We start from the raw sequence: 20,915 nt of genomic DNA on the forward strand, positions 1-20,915 counted from the left end.
GTCATAACCGGGCTCCCAGCGGCTCGATGCCCACCGGCATCGCGGGCGCCCCGAGAGTGAAACGCCAACGTGGCGAAGCGCTCTCGGCGTCGGGGCTGTGGAAGGTGAAGCGCTGGCCCAGCCCGGACAGGGCGATATCCATCTCTGTCAGCGCGTAACCCAGCCCCAAGCACATCCGCGGCCCTACACCGAACGGCAGCCACGCACCCCCCGGGACTGATTTGTCCTCGTGCCTCTCGGGTCGGAACGCTTCGGGATCAGGACCCCAGAACGCTGGATGCCGGTGAGTCACGAAGGGGGAGATCGTGATCGTGCACCCGGCCGGTATGTCGATGCCGCCGAGGTGGGTATCGATGCTGGCCGTGCGTCCGATCACCCAGCTTGCCGGGTACAGGCGCAGCCCTTCGCGGGTGATGGTCCCGGTGAGCGCGCGGGCCAGCCGCGGTGCCGCGCGCATCCGCCGCTGCCATCGCGCATACACCTGCGGGGTGCGCATCAGGCAGATCCACGTCCACGCCAAGCTGGTCGCCGTCGTCTCATGCCCGGCCAACAGCAACGTCAACACTTGAGCGGCGACCGCGTCCTGCCCGTAGCCTGCCTCGCACAGGGCCCTGAGTGCCGGGCCGCGTTCGGTCGGCGGCTGCCGAGCGATCATGTCCGCAATGACGTGCAGAACACGGTCACGGACCGGGGCCAGTTGCTCGGGTGGCGGCAGCATCACACCACTGGCGTCCAATACCGTCATCGCCGCACGCATCTCGGTCGCGAGCACCTCGATCTCGGTCCACCCGAACAGGACCTCGGCGATCACCCCGAATGTCCACTCGCTCATCGCGGCGGTCAGATCCACCCGCTCGCCGAGCATCGCGTGCCGCTGCCACTTCGCGATCAGAGCCGTAATATGTTTGGTGGCAACCTGTTCCAGACGCAGAGGGTCGCGCACCGCGGCGTGCAGCACCCGTCGCTCGGTGTGATGACGTGGCGACGGCGCGGTCAACACCCCGTCCGCGACATTGCTCCGGAAGTACCGGTTGGCGCCGGTCTCTTTGGTGTAGCGCGGATCGTTCAGGACCGCGCGAATGTCCTTCGGGTGCTTGAGCAATAGGTTACGGCCGGGCACGATCCACAGCAGGTCCGCGTCGGCGGCCAGCCACGAACGAACCAGGTGCTGGACGGTGTCGTCCGCGCCGATGCCGGTCGAGGGGGAGGTGTTCATTCAGAACCCTTCCGGGTCGGGGATGTTCGATTCAGGAAGTGGCGGTGCCATGCGGTACGCAGGTCACCCACAGCGGTGGCGAGCCGGTACGCCCACAGCGGTGGAGGCGTCGCGCTGGTCACCGCCACTCGGACAGAGGCGCGCATCAGGCGCAGGAGCCGGGTCATGTGCTGGTCCCGATCGTGTCGCGGCCGGGTCGGCGCGCCGGAATCACCATCGCGGCTGAGACCGCGGCGCTCGTCGCGACGATCAGGGCGATGACCAGGAACAGATGGTGCAGCGTGGCCAGGAACTGCTGGCGGGTGCTGGTGGACAGCATCGCGGACAGGACCGCGACCCCCAGTGCGCCGCCGGTCTGCCGCGCGGTCAGCCCCATACCCAGCCCGGCGCCGATACTCGTGGCCGGCACGGTCGCGGCGGTGACCATCGACAGCCCCGTCACCGTCACGCCCACCCCGGCGCCCAGGACCACCGCGAGCAACGACCACAGCATCCAGTTCCGGTTCGGGCCGACCGCGCCGGTGGCGAACACTAGGCACCCGGCGGCCACCAATCCCATTCCCGCCGTGCACAACCAGCGCGCCCCGCCGCCGCGGCCGCACACGGCGGCGGACACCATTGCCGACACGCCCAACAGGCCGATGCAGCCCGCCGCGGTCAGCAAGTTCATCCGCCACACGAGTTGCAGAAACTGCGGCGTGGCCAGCAACACCGCGAACATCGCGCAGCCCAAGCATGCGTTCACCGCGTTCGACAGTGCGTAGGCGTGGTTGCGCCACAACCGCACCTCGAGCGCCGGTCGCTCATGAGATCGACTGCGCCACACCGCGCCTGCCGCGGCCAGCACGCCTGCGACGAACAGTGTCAGGGTGAGCGGGGCGGAATAGCCCCAGTCGTGTCCCTCGGTGATCGCCGCAACGACCGCGCCGATCCCGCCGCACAGCAGTAGCGCGCCGGGCACGTCAGGGGCACCGCGACGGTGCGGTGTGCTGGCCGGAATCGCTACCAGGACGCCGATCAACAAGACGGCGCAGATCGGCAGGTTGATCACGAACAGCGACCGCCACCCCCACACGTCGACCAAGACGGCGCCGACTGTGGGCCCGATGGCCGCCGCCAGCGCACCGGTCGCCGCCCACGCGCGGATCGCTCGTCCCGCCGCCGGCGGCGCGAGGTCGACCAGTAGCGCACTCAACGCCGTTGGCAGCAGCAACGCCGCGGCGGCGCCCTGCACTACGCGGGCACCGATCAGCACTCCGGTACTGGAGGCCACCGCGCACGTCGCCGACGCGAGCGCGAACCCGGCCACTCCCCAGATCAGCACCCGCCGATGCCCCAGAGTGTCCGCCAGCCGGCCCGCTGTGGCCAGCAGCGCCGCGAACGACGCCGCGTAGCCACTGACGATCCAGGTCAGCTCCGAGCCCGCCGCCGGGAACCGTGCAGCGATCGCGGAGTACGCCAGGGTCACGATCGCGCTGTCCAAAAACCCCAGAAACGTTGCACCGCAAGCGATCAACAGAACTCCCGCTGGCATCTCCCGCTGTCTACCGGGGGCTGCGGCGTGCCGGGTTCGGCCATTGCTGTGCCGAGCGCGAGTCATAGCCCGACCCCCTGTCCGGTGTCGCTGTCGGACACGACTCCGAGCTGGGCGGCCAGGATCGGCTCGTCGAGCCGTTCGGACGCCACGAATACCGGTCCTTCCTCGGACCCAAGCGCGGGTTCGCCCACACGAGCCCGATCGATATGCTCGACGATCTCGGCGCCGTCACTGGTGACCGATGAGATCGTCGAACCGACATTGACTGCCCCGGCACCCGCATCAGGAGGAGATGCCGCCTCAGTTCGGTCGGCGGGCATCAGCTCGTGGACCCGCTCGGATGGCACGAACTTCGGTTTGCTCTGGGGTGTCGGTTCGCTCCGGGGCCGCAGCAAGCGCCGCCAGAGGCCGGAATCCACGAGAAGTTCGGCGAAACTTCGGCCCTGACCTGTGCCCATTGGCCCCGCCGAGCTGGCCTCGGCCTCACCGCGGCGCGTCCGGGGTGCCGACGCCGCCTCGGCCTGCTCGGCGCGGATCGGCTCGTCGGCCCGTTGGGACGGCGCGGACACTGAGGTGGCCTCCGGTTCCAGCGGGGATTGGCCCACGCGGGCCTGGTCGATGCGGTCGGCGATATCGGTGCCTTCCTCGGTGCCAGTCGGCGTCGCCGCCTCGGGTCGGACGCCGTCGAGGTGCATTTCGACCAGCCTGTCGGCCAGTTCAGCGGTCACCTCGTGTCCCGAGTCGACCCAGCCGGGCCTGTCATCGGCGCGTTGCTGGGCGTCGGCGATCACCTTCTCGGGGTCCAGTCCGGTCTTCTCACGCAACTGCTCGCCCAGCAGCCGGGCTCGCTCGGCGTGTTCCGGGCTCAGATCGCGGGTGGCGACAGCGGCGGCGAAGCTGCCCACCAGTTCGTCGAAGGTGTGCTGGAACTCCCGCGTGTCGCCCGCTCCGGCGGCGAAGGTGCGTGCTTGCTGCACCGATCGCAGGCGCTCGCGGGTTTCCTGCAGCCGCGCGTGGTGCAGCTTCATCCGTACGTCGTGTTCGGCGGCCCGGCGGGCGGCATCGGCCTCGTAACGGGCATCGCGCCGGGCACGGGACTCGTCGAACATCCTGTTCCGCAAGCTTTCTCGGCGGTCCCGATCCCGCCGCTCGTGATCTGCGCGGGTGCGCATGGCGCTCGCGGTGACCTGGGTGGTCGCGGTGTGCAGATACATGACGAATTCCCGGCCCGGGTCCTCGCCCTCGGGGGCGCTCACGCCAGCACCTCGATCATGTCCACCAGCCACGGCCCATGCCGGCCGGTGCGGGTCACACGCATGTGCACGGGGAACGGCCTCACGTCCGCCCCAGTGCTCAGGTGCACACTGATCACCAGTACGCGGCTGATCGAGGACGCGGTGTCGGCCGGGTGATCTTCGGCGCTGATTCGTGCCCGGCCCAGCACACGTACCCCGGTCGTGACCCACTGGTCCCACGTCGCGCCGGTCACCGGCCAGAGTGTTACTGCGGAATCGCCCAGTGCCCGAAGGTATCCGGGCGCGATGAGCGCCGCTGCGGACTGGACTGTGTCCTGTGGGCTCCGCTCGGCCGGGCGCGCGCTGAATACTGCGGTCGCCGCGGCGAGCAACACGGCCGACGCCGAGCACGAGTCGATCCACGCATACGGGACGGGGAATGTCCCGGTGCCGCAGTCATGCTCCGATACCGGACCGGGCGGGTTGTGGTGTACACCGCACGCGGTCACCTCGGTTGCCAACACACAGATCAGGGCCGCTATAGCGGCCCTTGTCGCCGACGTTGCGGCGCTCACCGGACCCGTCCGTCCGGGATGATCAGCTCGGCTAGGTCGTCGGCGTCCCAGTGGTGGAAGCCGCTGCGGCGGCTCCAGTCCTCGGCCGCATTGTCCAGGGCGACACTCAAGTCCAGCAGGACCAGGGCGTCGGCGCAGCTGCGTTGCAGCGCAGCGGGTTCCACGTTCTGACGGCTCACCGTCAGGTGCAGCGTCGCGGCGTCCGCATCGACCGCGGCGCGTGTCTTGCCGGCCAGCCACACCGCTTTCTTGGCTGCACCGAGGTCCGCTGCTTGCTGGTCACCGCGCGGATGGTCGCGATCGGCCATATGGAAGTGCCCGTGCCACGCTGGCACCCCGTCCGGGCCGCATACCGCGTACCGATCTTCTTCGCCGTAGCCTGCGGCCGACAACATGATGTGCGGTCCTTCGCTCGCCGCCGCGGCCGCTGTCGCTGCCCGCTCGCCGGTCGCCCGCACACGGAGCTGGTCGTAGTCGATATCGAGCTGACGCAGAAGCTCGGCCTTGAATTTGCGGAACAGACTGCGTGTTGCCAGGCCGTGGGTTTCGGCCCACCGGTAGTACTCGGTGTAGGTGCGCAGGCCGCGCAGCTCCGCAGCACCATCTCGCACCGCGCGCGCCGCGACGCCCCACTCGTCCTTGTTCTCGCTGCTCATGGCCGCCGTCCCGGCAAGGTCGCGGGCGAATAATGCTGTGCAGCAAGGGAACTGACCGACAAAGCAGTCCGGTGCCTCTGCGAGGCTCCCCCCTCGCACACGTTCTGCGCACCGGCTCTGGCGCGTTTGCTCTCGGCCAGTCCCGGACGGTCGATGGTGCCATGGGACAGGTCCTCGGGACGATGTCCGAGGTGCCACCGTCGCGAGTCGAACGGGCAACGGAATACCGACAAGCCGTGGCGGCTGCGGTGGTGGCGGCGTACGCGCCGGGCGTCACGGCGGGTGCTATAACTGCGGTGCGCGCACCGTTTGCACCAGGTGAAAAAGATCGGTGGCGAGTCGAACCCGCGTGGCCGGGCACGGCGAGGTTCGTCCCCGTCCTTTGTCACCTGGCCGTACCGCACGCGCGCGCGGTCGTCTAACGTGAAAACCATGTACAGAGTCACCTTCTGTGCTGAGTGAAAAAATGGGTGAAAGAGGGCTCGTCCCGGCGACAACCGTGTCGAGCTCGTCGGCCTCCTGACCGTTACCGCGGGCAGGAGGCCTCGCCGAATTCCGGTCAGATCCAACCGAACAGAAGTGACGCCAAGTCGGCTATTCCGAGAGCGCCGTTGAGGATCGCTGATCCAGAGTTCAAAATGGCTCCAAAATCGGGCATTATTACCCTTCCTTTCTCTGAGATGGATTTACTTGCCCCTCTATGAGAACGCCGAAAGAGGTTGCCCGTCCAGGGGTTTCGCCACCACCGTTTGTGGCCCCACTGGCAGTGGTGATTTCCATTGCGAGTCGCGGTGCCGCTTATATCGCAGTGCTATTCACCGCCCCGCTGAGAAAATCTGGTGAGTATTTGTGGGCCGACTAGTCAACGACCACGACAACGTCGGGGAAATGCTGCCCGACGAGTTCCCCGCGAGTATCCGGAAATGGCTGCGGATCAGCAGTGCCGGTTCACGGCGGTGTACCGACACCCGGTAGAACGTGATTGGTTGCATCAGGCCCGTCGGTCCGCTGGCCACCATCTGCGCTGTGCTCGCCGACCGTGTGGTGACTTCCCCGCGACCAGGCGCCGGGATCGTCGGTTCCCGGCGACGGTGTCCTTCGAGATCCTGCGTAGCACCGCGGGCCGAACAACACTTGCGAGTAACGCGCGGGGATGCGGCCCTGGCCGTCTTCGACCGTAACAACGCCGTCGAATCCTCGGTCCTGAAGCTATCCGGTGAACAATTCCCTGGTCGCACCATGACGAATGCGATTGTGCTGATACGGGATACGCAGCCATTGTCGATGTCCCTCGATCATGATCTGCTGGGTGGCCGGCCCGTGATACCACCTGGCGTGGTCGAGCACGACCTCCACTACTGCCTAGCACCGCGGTTCGATCGCCCGTATCAGCTAGACTGCTCGCGCATGGCGTGAGTCCTGCGCTGCCGGTTGCGTGACCAGCAGGCACCGACGGTGTACTCTCTGGCGGAGCATTTGCGGTATCACGCACGGGAATCCACCCCCGGTGGTGTGTTGATTCCGAATCGTCGGAAGTCCCAGCGCTCGCCCTTCCAGTCGGTGAGCGGTTCGATCTTGACTTTTTGCCCGTAGTCCGGCGCATTCAGGACCATGTCATTTCCCCAGTTGTCCTGGCCGAGGTAGATGCCGACATGGTGGGATTCCGACGCCCCCGCTTTGGTGAAGTACACCAGATCTCCGGGCTCGCGGTTGGCGTACGGCACGATGGCTGCGCGTGGGTCGTCTTGTTGGATCTGGGTGTTGTGGGCCAGGCGGATTCGACCGCCGCTCGCCTGATAGACCGCGTACATCGTCAGGCCGCTGCAGTCGAACGTTCCGTACTGTCCTCCCGGGGAGGGGCCTGCCACAGTGCCGCCGCCCCACGCGTAGTCGGCTTTGCCGATCCACTGCACGGCCGCTGCGATGACCGCGGCGCCGAACGACCCGGCCGGTGCCGGGACGGGCTGTCCGTTGGTGCCCTGACCGCATCCCTGCGGCTGCGTCGCGGTGTCGGCGGTGGCATCGTTGGGCGTCGCGGTCACGTCGGCGTACGCCGCGTACACTTGTTGTGCCAGCGCCAGCGCTGTGCCGCCGTATCTTTCGGGGTGCGCGGAGTTCTCAACGGCCTGGGCCAGGCTCGCCGGGTCCATCGAAGCGGCACCGGGAGTCTTGTCGGCTTGGCTGTAAAACCAGTTGATCTGCGTGACGGGGTTCATCAGGCCCGCCATGCCCCCGAGTGTGGCGGCCCATATACCGGCCCGTATCTGGTGCGGTCCGACCGAGTCGAGGTTGGTGCCCTCTCCATCGGAGGTATACCCCTGTGACGCTGGAACATTCGGGTTGGACAGGTTACGGAACCCGGACTCGGCTTCTGCAGCGGCCAGTTCGGCGAGGATGACGTTCTCGGGCTCTCCTCGCTGGCGCCCGATCACGACGCCGTTGCGGGCGATCTGAATCTGGTTCGCATTCAGCGACGCCAGGCCGGCGGTTCCCGTCGCGGGCGGCGGCGCGCATCCGGTGGTGGCGTCCGACCCGAGGATCGCCATCATCATGATCACCAGCAGCAGCAGCGGCACCGCGGCCGCGAGTGCGATCAGTGCCCGGGTCGAGCCCACAGCACACCAGCGGCGTACATCCGCGAGCTGATCGCGCCGACCGTCTTGACGGTCTCGCCACAGGCTCGCGGCCGCGCCTTGGTCGACATCAGCGACGAAGATCCTGAATTATGTTGTGGCTCATCGATTGTTCGCCGTCGTGATTTCGATGGGTGTTCGCCACCCATGACGGCCGGGATCGATGTGATGGAACGGTGTGAGCGCGGAGGATGTGTCACCGATCCAGTCCTCGATCAGCTGAGGGCCCTGCGGTTGAGCTAGTTCGGGTTTCGGTGTGACCGAACTCACCGGCAGTGTCGGCTCCGGTGCCGAACTCGCCCCGCTGACCGTGATCGGTGCAGCGCCGCATGTGATGTTCCAGGATGGTCGAGATCGGGTCCGGTCGGGTGAGCTCGTCGATTCTGCTCACAGGCCGGCCTCCCGGTCGGAGATCGTCTGCGCTCCGGGGTCCGGGGGGCAGACCATGGTGCGGGATGTCCGGGACACGAGGCCGCGGGGCTGCGTCGGGAGGGAAAGCCGCCCCGACTATGACCGCGATCTGTTGCGGGGCTGCGGTGGGCTGGCGGTCCGGGCTGCGGGTGGAGCCAGCGGTGAGAAGCTCTCGCATTCGCGCGGCGATCTGCTCCGGCGGCGGCAGCGTATGCGCTGCGTCGGGAGCGGTGATTCCGGCGTGCGCCAAGGCATGCGCCTGCGCTACGTACGGCCCGCGGTCAGCACCCGCGTAGGAACGCCACCAGGTGGCGACCTCGCCCGGGCGGGCATGATCGACGGTTCGGGCCAGCGCCGTGAGCAGCCGGTCCTCGTGCCACGGCGCGGCTTCCTCCGCGGTCACCGCCAGCAGGGTCGACACGGCTCGCACCCGTTGGCCCAGCAGTCTGAGCTTGGTGTCGAACAGTCGCGCGGTGCCGACTTCGCTGCGTGCTCCGTGCTCGCTGTAGGCGGCCCCGACTGCGGCCATCCCGAGCACACTGAGCACATCCGATCCCAGCTCCGCGACCAGGGCGGCCCGGTCGATCGGCGCGGGATCGCGCCAATGCAGGTCGCGCCGCCAGGCCATGCCCAACTCGCCGCGCGTGCGTGCCTGATCGATCCATTCCGGTGGCACGGCACCGGCTGATGCTGCGCTCTCGAGTGCCCCTCGCAGTTCACTGCGACGCCGCACGTCCTCGTACCACCCCACCGTCAGAGGCCGACCCTCCTGGTCTGCTCGCTGCGCGGTGCGGGTATCGGTGAATGCCGACTGGGCCTGGGTGCCGATCGCTTTGAGCAGCCGCAATTGGATCCGGGTTGGTTTACTCACCGCCGCCACCCTCTCCCGTCGCGAGCTTGAGCCACGGGCGCTCAGGGGTCCTTGCCGGGTTCATAGGTCGAGTCCGTAATCAGGGGTCGGTCCTGCCTGCGGGGGCGGTCTGTCGGTGTCGGTGACGCCGGGAGTGGGACCGGTATCTGTGAATGCGGTCTGAATCAGGTCCGCAATGGTGGTGCCGCTGTCCGGCCCCGCCTGTGTATGGGGGCGGGGCGGGTGATCGGGTACTGCGATGACGTCGTCGGCGAGGACCAGATGTTCCGTGTCGCCGCCCCACGGCGCCTCGATCATCGCGAGGTAACGGCGTTCGGGGCGGCCGGTCAGCAAGCCCAGAGGGACGGCCTCCGCGACGATCCGGCCTTCCAGAATCCCGATCGGTTCACCGGAGTTCGCCCCGAACGTGTTGATCCACAGGATCGGTTGTCCCGCAGGCAATTCGGTGGAGTTGTCCCTCTCGCTCGCTGTCGCGGCTCGTTCGGCACGCTCCAGGCGCGATCGCGCGGACGCGACATCGTGTTCGGTGCCGATCAGCGTCGCCGCTGTAACCTCCACTGCCGCGGCGTCCACCTCGGCGGCCACGCGGAAGCGATTTTGTGTACTGAGCACGGGCGTCACCGCCCTGGTACCGGATCGAGCGCCACCACCACCGTCGCCATTGGCATTCGGTCAGCGCAATCGCGGCCGGCTGTTACAGTTACGGCGTTCTCGGTGATTCGCGGGAGACGAGCCGTCGGCGAATGTATGCTGAGACAGGCGAACTCAGTCATGAGGACGTGTATTCCTTTCGAATGTCGTTGCGGCACTGTCGATGTCGTCGAACCGCTTGTTGGTGTTGTGGACTCCGGCGGCCCGCTCCGAGGGGGTGTAGACCATGCGGAAGGGGATCCCCGGCTGGTCGGCTTCCCCGGTTTTCAGCAGGAAGCAGCCAGTGCCCGGGGGTGCACGGCGTTCGGGCTGCTGGTCGTCGAGCAGGTCGTCACTGGGTGGGCGTGGTGCGGCCCAGGAGGTGAGCAGCATTTTCTCGGTCTCGGAGAACGACATGACCGAGCGCAGGCGCTGCACTTCTTCGGGTGGGACCGGGCCGATGATCTTGGCTCTGGCGCGTTCGACGAATCCGAGTGCTTTGTGTTGGGAGGCTTGCGAATCGAAGCTGGCGAGGTCTTTGATGGTGTGGCTGCACATGATCAGCCCGGTGCCCAGTCTCCTGTTCAGGCGTGTCAGGGCATCGACGCGGTCGATCATGTGTTCTCCGGCGCCCAGGACCCGCCAGATCTCGTCCATGACGACTTCGAATGTTCGTTTCGGGCCCAGTCCGGCGTCGGCGAGGGTGTGCGCGGCGGCGATCGCGCCGAATCCGTCGCTCCAGCACACCATCAGCACTGCGGCGAGGAGTTTGACGTCGCCTTCGGGGATCCAGGACACGTCCACGCACACCGCCGGCGTCGACAGGTTCAACGGTGTGGTGGTGTGGCCGTTGAACACTTCCCCGAACGGTCCTTCACACAGTGCCCGCAGCGAGCGGCGCAGCGTTTTGGTGCCGGCGCGGTAGGCGTGCTCGTTGTCCTCCTCGGCGAAGCGCATCAATTCCTCGCTGCCCTCGGCGATCACAGTGAGCAGGTCCGAGAGCAGGGGCGGGTGTTGCGCGGTGAACCCGCGGTGGGTATAGAGTTCGCGCAGGCCTGCCGCGATGAGGGTTTCCTCGAAGTCCTCGACGCGTGAGCCGCGGACGAGTTCGATGAGCCCGGCCACGATGGTGACTTGCCCGGCTTCGATGCGGGCGGCGACCTGTCGGCGCATCCCGGGGTCCGGTAGCTTGTCCAGGATCGTGCCCAGCGCGCCGACCGCCAAGGGGTTGATGGTGCCGTGGCCGTAGCCCACATCGACGATTTGCCCGCCGAGGACCTCGACCAGGTCCCGGTAGTCCGGCTTGGTGTCGCCCAGGCACAGGACGGTTTCTCCGGCCGCGACCGCGCCGGTCGCGATGCGGCGGATCAGCGAGGATTTGCCGTATCCGTTCAAGGCCAGCACGAACGCGATCGGCGCGGTGAGGAAGCCTTTCAGAAACCACGACATCGGGTCGAAATGCACCGGGCCGCCTGTGACGTAGTGCGCGCCGACCGGAACGCCGACCACCGGGGCACTGGCACCGACCGCGAACGGCCACAAGCCAGCGACTTGGGTTGTGGTGGAACGCCATTCGGGTGTCGCTGGAACGACCGCAGCGCGCCCGCCTCCCAGGCCGCCGTAGCCGCGGTCGGTGAGTGTGGCTGTGGTGCGGTCGAATCCGTCGCGCTGGCTGTCCGCGACGCGGCGTGTGGCGGTGTGGCGGCGGTGGTCGTCGCTGCCGAGCAGTGTGCGGGCCCACCATCCGGCCAATCCGCCTGCCGCAGCGGTCTTCTCGGTCCGTTCCCGGGTTTCGCGGGTCATGACGGTGATCCCACCGAGCCGGGTGGTGCGTGCCGGGCGGTGTGGCCGGGCCGGTGCGCGGCTCACAACGACATCCTTTTGGAGATCGACCCGTGCTCAGGCAGGACCACCCCGATGCCCAGTGACGCCGCGAACGCGGACGCCTGGTAGCCGTAGCAGCGGCGAACGCTCAGCCGCGACGCTGCGGACATCGCCTCCACCGACGCGGCGATCGTCGGGATGTCGGCATCCAGTCGTGCTGTCACGGTGACCAGAGCGCCGAATCGGGTCAGCCCGGCCCCGAGGGCCTGTTCCTGTCGGGCAGCCCGGGTGTTGTCCACCCGAATAGATGCAGCGGCGCTGGCGATTCCACCGGGTTCGGTCTGTTCTGCCGCGAGCGCGTCCCGGAAATCGCCGTCGACGATCTCGGTTGCCTCCGCGGCCGAGTGCAGCCGGTATACCACGGCCACTCGTTTGCGGGGCAGGTCCGGACGCGGCTCGAGCAGCGCCTTCATCACGGTTTCGTGTACCGCGCCCAGCGGCGCGGTATCCATTTCCCAGGTGACCGACCGGGCACCGTCGTGTACGTAGTGATCCCACCGGTCCAGTGCCGAGACCGGGCCGACGGTGTCCCACGATTGCGTCGCGACCAGATCCGGTCCGGCTGCTTCGATATTGTCTTGCGCGGCAACGTCATAGCGTGAGCGCACCAAGCCCAGCAGCTCCCACGCCTGCATCGGTGCGCCGGGCAGTCCGGCGCGGGCGAGCTGGGACAGCACACCTTGCAGGCGCTGCCCGATCTCGCGGGCCTGTTCGGGTTGGTTGCGTCGCAGTTTGCCGCGGGCACGGCAGGTGATGGCGATCCGGGCTTCGATGCGGACCTGCCCGCCGGTGACGTTCGCGGCCTCGGCCATGACCTCGGCCGCGTACTCCGGTGCGTCGGGCCGCAGCAGGCGCGCGACTTCGCGACGCTGCTTGAGTCGGGTTTCGCGGACCGTCTCGAGGACGCTGGTGATCGCCACGACCTCGCCGGATCGGCCTTGGGCGGCGAGGAATTGGCCATATCCTTCCACCCAGCTGTCGATCTGAGGCTGGTCGACCAGTTCCTCTCCGGCGGGGATGACCCGCACGACGACGGTGTAGTGGTCGGTGCGCCGGATGTGAATCAATCCGAACCGTGCCCCGCCGGGGGTCTCGTACTCGGTGAGCGCCGAGTCCGCGAGCAGGCCCGGCAGCCGGCTGGTTCCGGGGATCCGGGAGAATCGGCCCGCACGGTAGATGCGTTCCCCGCGGGCCCCGGCGAGGGCGAATTGTGTGCGCAGAATGAGGATCTCCCATCCGGTGCGCCCGTTGCGGGTGATGACCATCGGCACGAACAGCACCGCGGAGCCCATGATCTGCAGCCCGGTCAGCGGCAGGGAGCGCGTGGCCATGTAGCCGAGCATGACCGCGATCACCAGACCGATCCCCAGCATCGAAGCTCCGAACGTCAGCCCGAAAAACCCTGCCGTGCGCGGTCTTTCCCATCGGCCGTACATGCGCGCGGTCATTGCGGTACCTCGTGTTCGGACTCCGGGGACGCCGCACTGTTGACTCCGGCGTACAGCTTCTTGCCGGTCTCCACGGCCGCCTGGGCCGCCGCGCCCCAGGGGCCCGCGGCCGCGCCCCCCGCTGCCGCCGACGATGTTTCCGCGCTCGCGGACGTCGCCGCGTTCTGTGTTCCGCTGCTACCGGCGGTCTGCCGAGCCTGCGGTGGTCCACTACCGCCGCTGTCCTGCGAGCCGGGGTCGGTTCCCTGCGTGCCACGGCCCCCGCCACCCGAGGGTGGAGACGGTGCCCCCCCATCTCCGCCGCCTCCGGCGTCTCCGCCTGAACCGCTGGAGTTTTCGTCGACGGTGCGGGCGCTGGAGCCTTCCGAGCTGCCAGCCGAGCCGATGGCGCGGCCGATGCCCGCGCCGATGACACCGGCGGCGACCATGCCGGCGCCGCTTCCGCCCATGGTCGCGATCGCGGGGGCGACCAGGCGCATGATGGCGGGCAGGACGATCGCGACGAGCGCGAGCAGGATCAGGCCCAGCAGGGTTTGCTGGGCGTTGCTGCCCGGGCGGCTGCCTGCGGAGAACGCCACGACGTAGATCAAGGCGCCGACCGGTTTGTAGAGCACGAACGCCAGTGACCAGGTGACCAGACGCTGGTACGCCTGCGACCCGGGGCCGGTTCCTGCTGCCGAGGCCGCGACCGGGATCAGTGCGACCACCACGATCAGCAGGGCTTGCCGGATCACCAGCAGCACCAATTGCAGCAGGGCGCCGATCAGCCCGAAGATCGCGATCAGGAACATCGCACCGGTGCCCAAACCCTGGTCCCCGGTCAACGCATCGAAGTTGACGATGTTCTTGACCGCGCCCGCCGCGTCGCCGTGGGTGGCATCGGAGATCACCCAGCTCGAGAAGGCATCGCCGAAGCGCGTGCCGACCGCCACCAGCGCGGCGAACACCCACGAGGCGAAGACCGCGCGAGCGAACATCACGAACGTCTCTTGGGTCTGGCCGACCAACTCCCCGCGCCGCGCCATCGCCAGCCGCGCCCCGGTCAGCACGATCGCCCCGGTCATCAGATAAATCTGCAGGTCGCCGGTGTATTCGCGTACCGCGGACAGCACCGCGCCGGGGGCCCCGGTCGTGGGGTCGGCCAGCTGTGGCGAGGGGAGGGTGATCCACCAGTCCAGGCACCACTCCAACACCTGGGTCAGCCCGCCCAGCAGGGATTTCACGACCGACCCGAATATCGAGTTGGCCAGCTCCCCGGTCGTGCCGCCGACCACGTTCTTCAGCGCGTTGTGCAGGCCGTTGCAGGCCGCGCCCAGGACGCTGGGAAGGTCACACTGCTGCCCGGAATCCGGTGCCGGATCCGCCGCGGCCTGTCCGGCACCGACGACGCCGCACAACAGGCCTGCGGCAGCAAGGATCGCCGTGATGCGTGTAATGGTCGATGTCATTGCCACACACCGAAATCCGCGAGCGAAGCCACCGGCGTCGCCGGCGCCCACAAGGCGTCGATGTCATCGACGCGCACGCGCCAGTCCCCGTCGACCCACACCATCGCCCACGTGCCGTAACTGATCTGCTCGGGGGTGCGCACCGCGACGTCGACCGCGGCGAAGTCCGGGTGATAGTCCGGATGGATCCGGAAACCGGCGGGTACCACGACATTTCGGCCGACATTGGGGTTGTCCGCGCGGCTGTGCGCGAATCTGTCCAGCAAGGGTTGTCCGCCGCCGGTGAATCGTTGCGCCACGACGCGTTGCCACACGCCCTCGGGTGCGGCCAGGGCGCGTGCGAACGCGTCCCACGCTGCCAGAGCGGCGCCTTGGGGCGTGTCGGCGAACCCGGATGCGATCCCGTCGACCACCCGGATCGGTCCGTCGCTGGCCGAGAACGGCAGTGCCGCGGTATTCCAGCCGCGTTGCCACATGATTCCCGCCGGTGCGGCGGTGAGGTATTGCGGACCCAGGGCCGGGTTCGGGCGAGTGCTCGGGTCCTGCGCCAGTGCGATACCTGCGGGGTCGATCGGGGTGTCCAGGCGGGTGCCGAAGGCATCGAGGGTCGGCAACCCGAACCCGGCCCGTCCACCCGGTGCCGGTACATACGTCGGCGGTGTGGTGCCCGTGGGCTGTCCGCCACCGTGGCTGCTGTCGTGGCGTGATTCCACGCTCAGCGCGGTGATGGCTGTGACCAGAAGTATCAGTGCGGCGACGGCGGGCAGCAGCCACCGTGGGGTTCGAGCCTTCATTGCCGGTGCCTTCCTTCGGTCATGGCTGTGCCAGCGCGACCATGTCCGGTGGTGTGGTCGCGACTGCGGTCACGGGTGCGCTGTCCGGCGGGTCGGGCAGGGCGAGTTTCCAGTCGCCCGCGGTCCAGACGACGGTGGCGGTGTTGGCGGTCAGTGAGCGGTCGGTCTGGCGGGTGTAGATAGCGACTACGACCCGGTCCGGGTTCCAGGTGCTGACTCGGTAGCCCAGCAGCCGGGGAGCGGCTCCGGCCGCGATGGGGCCCGGGATCGAAATCTGTGCGCGGGCAATCGCCCAGGCATCGCGGCCGGGGCCCGCGGTCAGCAGCTGCCCGATCTGCGGGTAGTGGGTGTCATCGGCCAGCGACATCCGGATCGTGATCTGGATGGCCCCGAGTGCGGCACCTGCGGGAGTGCGGGTGTACCCCGTCGCGACCGAGCCGTTGTCCCGTGCCGGGCCTTGGTCGGCGATGGGCACGCTCATGCCCTGGAACTGGGACCATCGCAGATGCGTGGGCGCGGCGTGGACGTCGGTGCCGACCGGTGCCGAGCCGGGGCGGTGGCCGTGGCCGCATCCGGCTGTCATGGTGATCATGGCCATGGTCAGCAGCACAATCAGTGTGGTGATCACGGTGTGTGGGATGAGGTGGGTGTGCATCGGATTTTCCGGCAGCATCGGTGAATTCGGGGTTCAGGGGTGGTTTCGGGGTCAGAGTGGGGCGTAGAGGGCTCCGGCGATCAGCCCGGCAGATCCGGCGATCACGCCGCCCAGGAAGACGCCGAGGATTCCTTCGATGCTTTCCTCGCGGTGGCTGTGGATCGCCAATAGTGCTGCGGCCCAAGTCAATCGGGCGACGCCGAGTGCGCAGACGATCCATCCGGCCCAGCCGATCACCGTGAGCAGTGGCGCGGTCACGGTCGGCGGTAGTGGCTTGGCCAGTACGACGGTGATGCCCAGCATGTCGATGCTCACGGTCAGGTCACCGCGGTCATGATCGCTCCGGCGCTGGTCATGACGACACCGCCGATGACCGCATAGAACACGATCTTGGGACTTTCCATCGCCCCGCCGTGCATCCTCTCCCACCCGAATTTTCCGCCCGCGTAGATCAGCGCGGCGACCCCGGCGATCATCGCGCCCCAGGACAACCAGTTCAGGACCTTCAGCAGACGGTCCGAGCCCGGTGGCGCGACGGGGGTGAACGGGATGTCCTGGTGGACTGGTATTGCGGCGCTCAGGTAGGCGGTGGTGTGGATCAGGATGTGCAACATGGTGTTTCCGTTCGTCACTGCTGGGATGGGATGCGCTCACGCGAGGCTGCGATGAGCGCGGTGATCGCGGCCCCGACCCGGTAGACCTCGGGCGGTACTGATGCCGTCAGGGCCGGGGCCCGGTGCCATCGGTGCCGGCGCGGGGGTGGGTCCGACGGGGTGTAGACGGCCAGCTCGCTCGGTTCGACGCTGATCAGCTCGTCGTGCCAGCCGAGGGTGAATACGGTGTCGTGGTCGAGTAGGCCGGTGATGGTGTCGCGGTAGCGGCGTACCGGGGCCGGTACGTGCCCGGACCGCATGGGCGTCAGTACGAGCGCCTCGACGGTGACGCCCTCTGGTGTCAGGCCTGCGCGCCACTCCCGCAGTCGGTCCGCCGCGGCCGCCAGGCCGGGCATGCAGGTCCGTGCGGCGATCACGACCCGCTGCGTTGTCTCCCCGGAGGCGGGCCAGGCTCGGCCGCTGTCGGCGGCGTGTGCCCACCACCGCGCCAGAGTGGTCGCGCCTGCTCCGCCGTGCGCGGCGACGACAGCGAACAGCGGTGGATGTGCGCCGGTCACCGGGTAGGGGGTGCGGCGCACGGGCGCTCGGCGCGAACGTGGTGGCGCGGTGACCGATCCGGTTGCCGGCTCGCGGTCCGGTACCGCCGGGTCGTCGTCTCCGAAGTGATACAGGTCGGTGGCGCCGGTCACGGTGCTCATCCCGCCTTCTGGATGTTCGTGATGACGGTGGCGCCGACGGCGATTCGCACGTCGATCACCTGCAGGTAGTCCACGCGGGTGCCGTCGGGGTGCACCTCGACGATGTGCACGTCGGCGGCGTTGCCGCTCAGAGGGGTGATCGCGACGCAGTGGCGGGTACCGGTCGGGATCGAGGCGATCCCTGCGGCGAGCCGAGCCGGGTCCAGCCCGGCGTCCGGGGCCAGCAGCGGCGTCACCGCGGCCACCGAGCGCTGCGCGTAGTACCCGAACTCGAAGGCTGCGATGACTCCGGACAGAGTGTCGCGGTCGCCACCCTGGTCGGTGACGATCGTTCCCGCAGGTCCGCTCAGGCCAGCGCAGGCTGGGCCGCTCGTCGCGGTGACCGTCGGCCGCGGCGCTGCGGAAATCGGCGGTGGCGCAACGGTTGTCGGCTTGCGTGTCACCTCGGCGATGCCGGCGGTGATCGCGCCGACCGCCAGGGCAAGTACTGCCGCGGCCAGAAGCCATCCCCGCAGCGGCATGCGCCGACGCGTCCGATGGACCGGTTCTGGTGCGGAATCCGGCTCCGCGCTGGGAAATTCGTCGGGCACGCCCCCTCGACTGTTGGTCGGATCGGGTTGTGGCTCCGGGGCCTCGTCGAGCCATCCCCACCCCATCCGTTCGTCCTGGGATCCGCTGGACATCACCGAGATTCCGCCTCTCATGGCGTTGCGGTGCCTGCTCATGACGTGGGGACGGCCGTGACGCTGGCCTGCGGTGTGCCGGTATCGGTGCTGGTGGCCGGTGCTGTCGAATCGGTCGCAGGTGCGGTCTGTGTCGGTGTCCCGAAGGTGGTGCCGGTCGCGGCGATGTCCTTGGCCAGGGCCGCGAACCAGGCGGTGGTTGCGGCCAGTGGCGGTTGTCCGCTGCCGGTGACCGGGACGGTGCCGTAGGTGTTCTGGTTGCCTACCGCCGAGGAGTACTGGGCGTCCAGGTCGAGGTTGACCAGGTCGCTGTTGTCTTTCACGTTGTCCTGGATGGCGGTGTACGCCTCGTTGGCCAGCCCCGGGAGCTGTGGGGACACGATTTGCACGAGAGCGCCGGCCAGTTTGGTGCCCAGGATGCCCAGTGCGGCAGCGGGATTGGCCAGCCCCACCGTGGCCAGGGCGGCGAGGGTGTCGGGGGTGAACACGTTGGTGGCGACCGCGACGGCGGTGTTGAAGGCGATGGTGCCGAATTTGAACACTGCGGAGATCGCGTCGTTCGGGCTCGGTTGCGGCGCATGGGGATTCGATGCGTCGGCGAGGCGCTGGGAGATCGATTCCTGTGGCTGGTAGGTCACCGAGTCCAGGGATGTGCCGGAGATGTCGTTGTTGACCACGTTGATGCCGGTGTTGATGACCGTGGCCGAGAGAGCGTTGGCGATGCTGGCCACTGCGGTGATCGGGTCGTGGAAGTCGGCCTGTTTGGCGATGTCGGCGAACACGGTCAGTAGCGCGCCGTGGGCGGGCTTGTCACAGGTGACATCGCCGGGTGTGCACAGTTGCAGCACTCGCCCGTCCAGCGGTCCGTAGTCGGAAGGTTCGGTCGGTCCGCTATCCGGGGTGGCCGAGCTCGCTGTGTCGGAGTCGCTGGTCAGCGCGATGCCGCCGGTGCCTGGCTGTACGGGGTTGAGGAAGGTGATCTTCGATACCTCGGTGCCGGTGGTGCCGGGAGCTGATGTCGGGCTGGTTTGGCCCACGCGGCCGGGAAACACCGGCGTGCCTGCGGGCCTGGCGGGATCGCCCAGTAGTGCTACACCGGCGAGGTGATCCGCAGGTACTGGACCGTTGCCGGCTGCTGCTTGTTGGGCGAATTCGCTCATGACCTGTGCGCCTTCGGTGTATCCGGCGGCGGCGAACAGGGTCTTCGGGCATTGGGTGCGCACTTCGGCAGCCATGGTGTCTACGCGTTGCAGGGTCGCGGCGATCGAGCGGGAGTAGCTGGTGTCCTGACCGCCCGTGCCCGTGCCCGTGCCCGTGCCGATGTCGGTGCCCGGTGTCGTACTGCTACTGGTCGTTGTGCCGGTGACCTGCTGGTAGGGCACGTAGGCGCGTTGCACCAGGCCCGGTGCCTGGGCCAGCAGCGGTCGCAGCATGCCGCCGAGCACGCCGGTGTCGACATCGGGTCCGGCATCCGGAGAGGACTGGGCCGGGCCCTGGGCGGCCAGAACATACAGGGCCGGGCAGGTACGACCCATCGGAACCTGCGCGTCCGCCGGACGTGCTGTCGCAGTACCGGAGGCAGCGACGGCTACTGCGGCTGCGGCGAACATCGCCAGGGCTGCGATGATCGGTCGCCGATAGGGCCGATGACCGGTGCGGGGGGACATGGTGCTCTCGATTCGCGATCGTGCCGTGGGCGGCTCGGGCCTTCGAGGGGGCCGACCGGCGGTGTCGGATCCGGCGATCCGACGGTGAGCCAGCCCCCTCGAAGGGGCTTTCACGACGCCGTCGGCGGGTTACCGGCGTCGGAGAACGGTGTCGAGCGGGCCGCGCGGGGCCGCGGTCCACCGCCTCCGGTGATGAGGTGAGCGGCGAGGTTCTCGACGGCGTGGTGCGCGCCCCGGTGGGCGGCCTGGGCGTGGGTCGCGTCGCCGATGTCGGTCCAGCTGACGTCGCCGCCGCGCACCCGGTAGTCCGCATACAGCTGCTGGGCGACGCGGACCGGCACCACTTCGTCGTGATCACCGTGGTAGAGGTGCATCGGCACGCTCGGCGGGTGGTGACCGTTCTCCTCGTGCGTCAGCACCGTCGCCCACAACCGGTCGTTCCACGGCTCCGGGCGAATCGTGTAGTAGCCCAAAGGTTTCCCGAACCACGCCAGCAGTTGCAGCATCCCGGCGCCCTCGGCCAGGTGCGCCGCGGTCCGGCCGGCCGGTGCCAGGATCCGATCCAGCGGGACATCGCGGTGGGCGATGCTCAACCCGATCAAAGCGGCGAACCCCAGACCGCTGTACGGCCCGCCGTCCACCGCTTCGACGCAGGCTCGCAGATCCGCAGGCACACCCCCGGCAACCACCACGCGCAGCCTCAGTTCGGGGCAGTAGCTCCGGTGGAATTCCGCAGCCCACGCCACGGCGCGTCCGCCTTCGCCGTAACCCCACAACCCGACCGGCGCTTCGCCGCTCAACCCGGCGCGTGGGGTGCGCGCTGCGGCCCGAACAACGTCCAGAACGGCGTGGCCTGCGGACTTTCCTGCCAAATAGGGGTGGGGTCCAGGACCTACTCCGTGTCCCTCGCCGTCGGCCACGGCCACCGCCCACCCTCGTGCCAGGGCCAGTTGCAGCTGCCCCATTTCCGGGAAGGTTCGGGCAGCGATCAGTCCGCTGGGGGCATGCTGTGGACCCAGTCCATATACCTCGGTGCCGTAGCCGACGATCGGGCGCGGTCCGCGTCCACGCCATGGTCCGGCGGGTACCAGCAACGCACCCGAGGCCAGTATCGGCTCGTCGAGAGTGTTGGTGGTGCGGTAGAACAATTTCCAGCCATGGACCCCGTCGACGCCGGAATTCACCGGCAGCGACCGCACCAAGCTGCCCACGGCGACAGCGGTTCTCGATTCGAGGGATGACCGGTCTCCCGAAGGCGGT

19 protein-coding genes are annotated in these 20,915 nt (G+C 68.3%); all 19 read right to left on the minus strand.

From position 1 onward, the window contains the following. Position 1: 1 nt before the first annotated feature. The 19 genes from NM2_RS07950 to NM2_RS08040 all read right to left on the minus strand — a co-directional run bounded on the left by NM2_RS07950 (position 2) and on the right by NM2_RS08040 (position 20,866). Complete coding sequence (locus tag NM2_RS07950) at positions 2–1,216, minus strand: cytochrome P450 (RefSeq protein WP_067666046.1); 1,215 nt, start codon at positions 1,214–1,216, stop codon at positions 2–4. Positions 1,217–1,379: 163 nt separating this feature from the next. Beyond that, positions 1,380–2,816 carry an MFS transporter gene (locus NM2_RS07955; RefSeq protein WP_084530580.1) on the minus strand — a complete coding sequence of 479 codons (1,437 nt, stop codon included), beginning with the start codon at positions 2,814–2,816 and terminating at the stop codon, positions 1,380–1,382. After that, positions 2,813–4,009 carry a hypothetical protein gene (locus NM2_RS07960; RefSeq protein WP_067666052.1) on the minus strand — a complete coding sequence of 399 codons (1,197 nt, stop codon included), beginning with the start codon at positions 4,007–4,009 and terminating at the stop codon, positions 2,813–2,815. The genes NM2_RS07955 and NM2_RS07960 overlap by 4 nt, the downstream gene beginning before the upstream one ends. Continuing rightward, the gene (locus NM2_RS48815; RefSeq protein WP_157120964.1) at positions 4,006–4,242 is read right to left on the minus strand and encodes a hypothetical protein; all 237 of its coding nucleotides are present in this window, start codon (positions 4,240–4,242) and stop codon (positions 4,006–4,008) included. Before NM2_RS48815 ends, NM2_RS07960 begins: the two co-directional genes overlap by 4 nt. Positions 4,243–4,559: 317 nt before the next feature. Beyond that, positions 4,560–5,219, minus strand: coding sequence for a hypothetical protein (locus NM2_RS07970; RefSeq protein WP_067666059.1), 660 nt, complete (start codon positions 5,217–5,219; stop codon positions 4,560–4,562). 1,484 nt (positions 5,220–6,703) lie between these two features. Then, on the minus strand, positions 6,704–7,795 hold the full coding sequence (locus NM2_RS07975; RefSeq protein ID WP_245717893.1) for a C40 family peptidase: 1,092 nt from the start codon (positions 7,793–7,795) through the stop codon (positions 6,704–6,706). 253 nt (positions 7,796–8,048) lie between these two features. Continuing rightward, on the minus strand, positions 8,049–9,134 hold the full coding sequence (locus NM2_RS07980) for a hypothetical protein (protein ID WP_157120965.1): 1,086 nt from the start codon (positions 9,132–9,134) through the stop codon (positions 8,049–8,051). 60 nt (positions 9,135–9,194) lie between these two features. After that, positions 9,195–9,746: a hypothetical protein gene (locus tag NM2_RS07985; protein ID WP_157120966.1), complete on the minus strand. Its 552-nt coding sequence runs from the start codon at positions 9,744–9,746 to the stop codon at positions 9,195–9,197. A gap of 153 nt (positions 9,747–9,899) precedes the next feature. Beyond that, positions 9,900–11,633, minus strand: coding sequence for a putative type IV secretion/conjugal transfer ATPase (locus NM2_RS07990; protein WP_084530581.1), 1,734 nt, complete (start codon positions 11,631–11,633; stop codon positions 9,900–9,902). Beyond that, a complete protein-coding gene (locus tag NM2_RS07995; RefSeq protein ID WP_067666069.1) occupies positions 11,630–13,096 on the minus strand; it encodes an SCO6880 family protein in 1,467 nt (488 codons plus the stop codon). The genes NM2_RS07990 and NM2_RS07995 overlap by 4 nt, the downstream gene beginning before the upstream one ends. Then, complete coding sequence (locus NM2_RS08000) at positions 13,093–14,544, minus strand: TrbL/VirB6 family protein (protein ID WP_067666072.1); 1,452 nt, start codon at positions 14,542–14,544, stop codon at positions 13,093–13,095. The genes NM2_RS07995 and NM2_RS08000 overlap by 4 nt, the downstream gene beginning before the upstream one ends. Then, positions 14,541–15,338, minus strand: coding sequence for a DUF8175 domain-containg protein (locus tag NM2_RS08005; protein WP_067666075.1), 798 nt, complete (start codon positions 15,336–15,338; stop codon positions 14,541–14,543). The genes NM2_RS08000 and NM2_RS08005 overlap by 4 nt, the downstream gene beginning before the upstream one ends. A gap of 19 nt (positions 15,339–15,357) precedes the next feature. Beyond that, positions 15,358–15,966 carry a DUF8175 domain-containg protein gene (locus NM2_RS08010; protein WP_169816133.1) on the minus strand — a complete coding sequence of 203 codons (609 nt, stop codon included), beginning with the start codon at positions 15,964–15,966 and terminating at the stop codon, positions 15,358–15,360. A gap of 78 nt (positions 15,967–16,044) precedes the next feature. Further along, positions 16,045–16,308 (minus strand): hypothetical protein, encoded by a 264-nt coding sequence (locus tag NM2_RS08015; protein WP_067666078.1) that lies wholly within the window; start codon positions 16,306–16,308, stop codon positions 16,045–16,047. Positions 16,309–16,310: 2 nt separating this feature from the next. Continuing rightward, positions 16,311–16,625 (minus strand): hypothetical protein, encoded by a 315-nt coding sequence (locus tag NM2_RS08020; protein ID WP_245717894.1) that lies wholly within the window; start codon positions 16,623–16,625, stop codon positions 16,311–16,313. Then, a complete protein-coding gene (locus NM2_RS48820; RefSeq protein WP_157120968.1) occupies positions 16,622–17,305 on the minus strand; it encodes a hypothetical protein in 684 nt (227 codons plus the stop codon). Before NM2_RS48820 ends, NM2_RS08020 begins: the two co-directional genes overlap by 4 nt. Next, complete coding sequence (locus NM2_RS48825) at positions 17,302–17,988, minus strand: DUF8176 domain-containing protein (protein ID WP_067666081.1); 687 nt, start codon at positions 17,986–17,988, stop codon at positions 17,302–17,304. The genes NM2_RS48820 and NM2_RS48825 overlap by 4 nt, the downstream gene beginning before the upstream one ends. Before the next feature lie 38 nt (positions 17,989–18,026). Next, positions 18,027–19,655: a cutinase family protein gene (locus NM2_RS08035; RefSeq protein ID WP_084530585.1), complete on the minus strand. Its 1,629-nt coding sequence runs from the start codon at positions 19,653–19,655 to the stop codon at positions 18,027–18,029. 110 nt (positions 19,656–19,765) lie between these two features. Continuing rightward, positions 19,766–20,866 (minus strand): lipase family protein, encoded by a 1,101-nt coding sequence (locus tag NM2_RS08040; protein ID WP_067666084.1) that lies wholly within the window; start codon positions 20,864–20,866, stop codon positions 19,766–19,768. Positions 20,867–20,915: the final 49 nt, after the last annotated feature.

It is taken from the genome of Nocardia miyunensis NBRC 108239 (assembly GCF_001613065.1).
GTDB classification, from domain to species: Bacteria; Actinomycetota; Actinomycetes; order Mycobacteriales; family Mycobacteriaceae; genus Nocardia; species Nocardia miyunensis.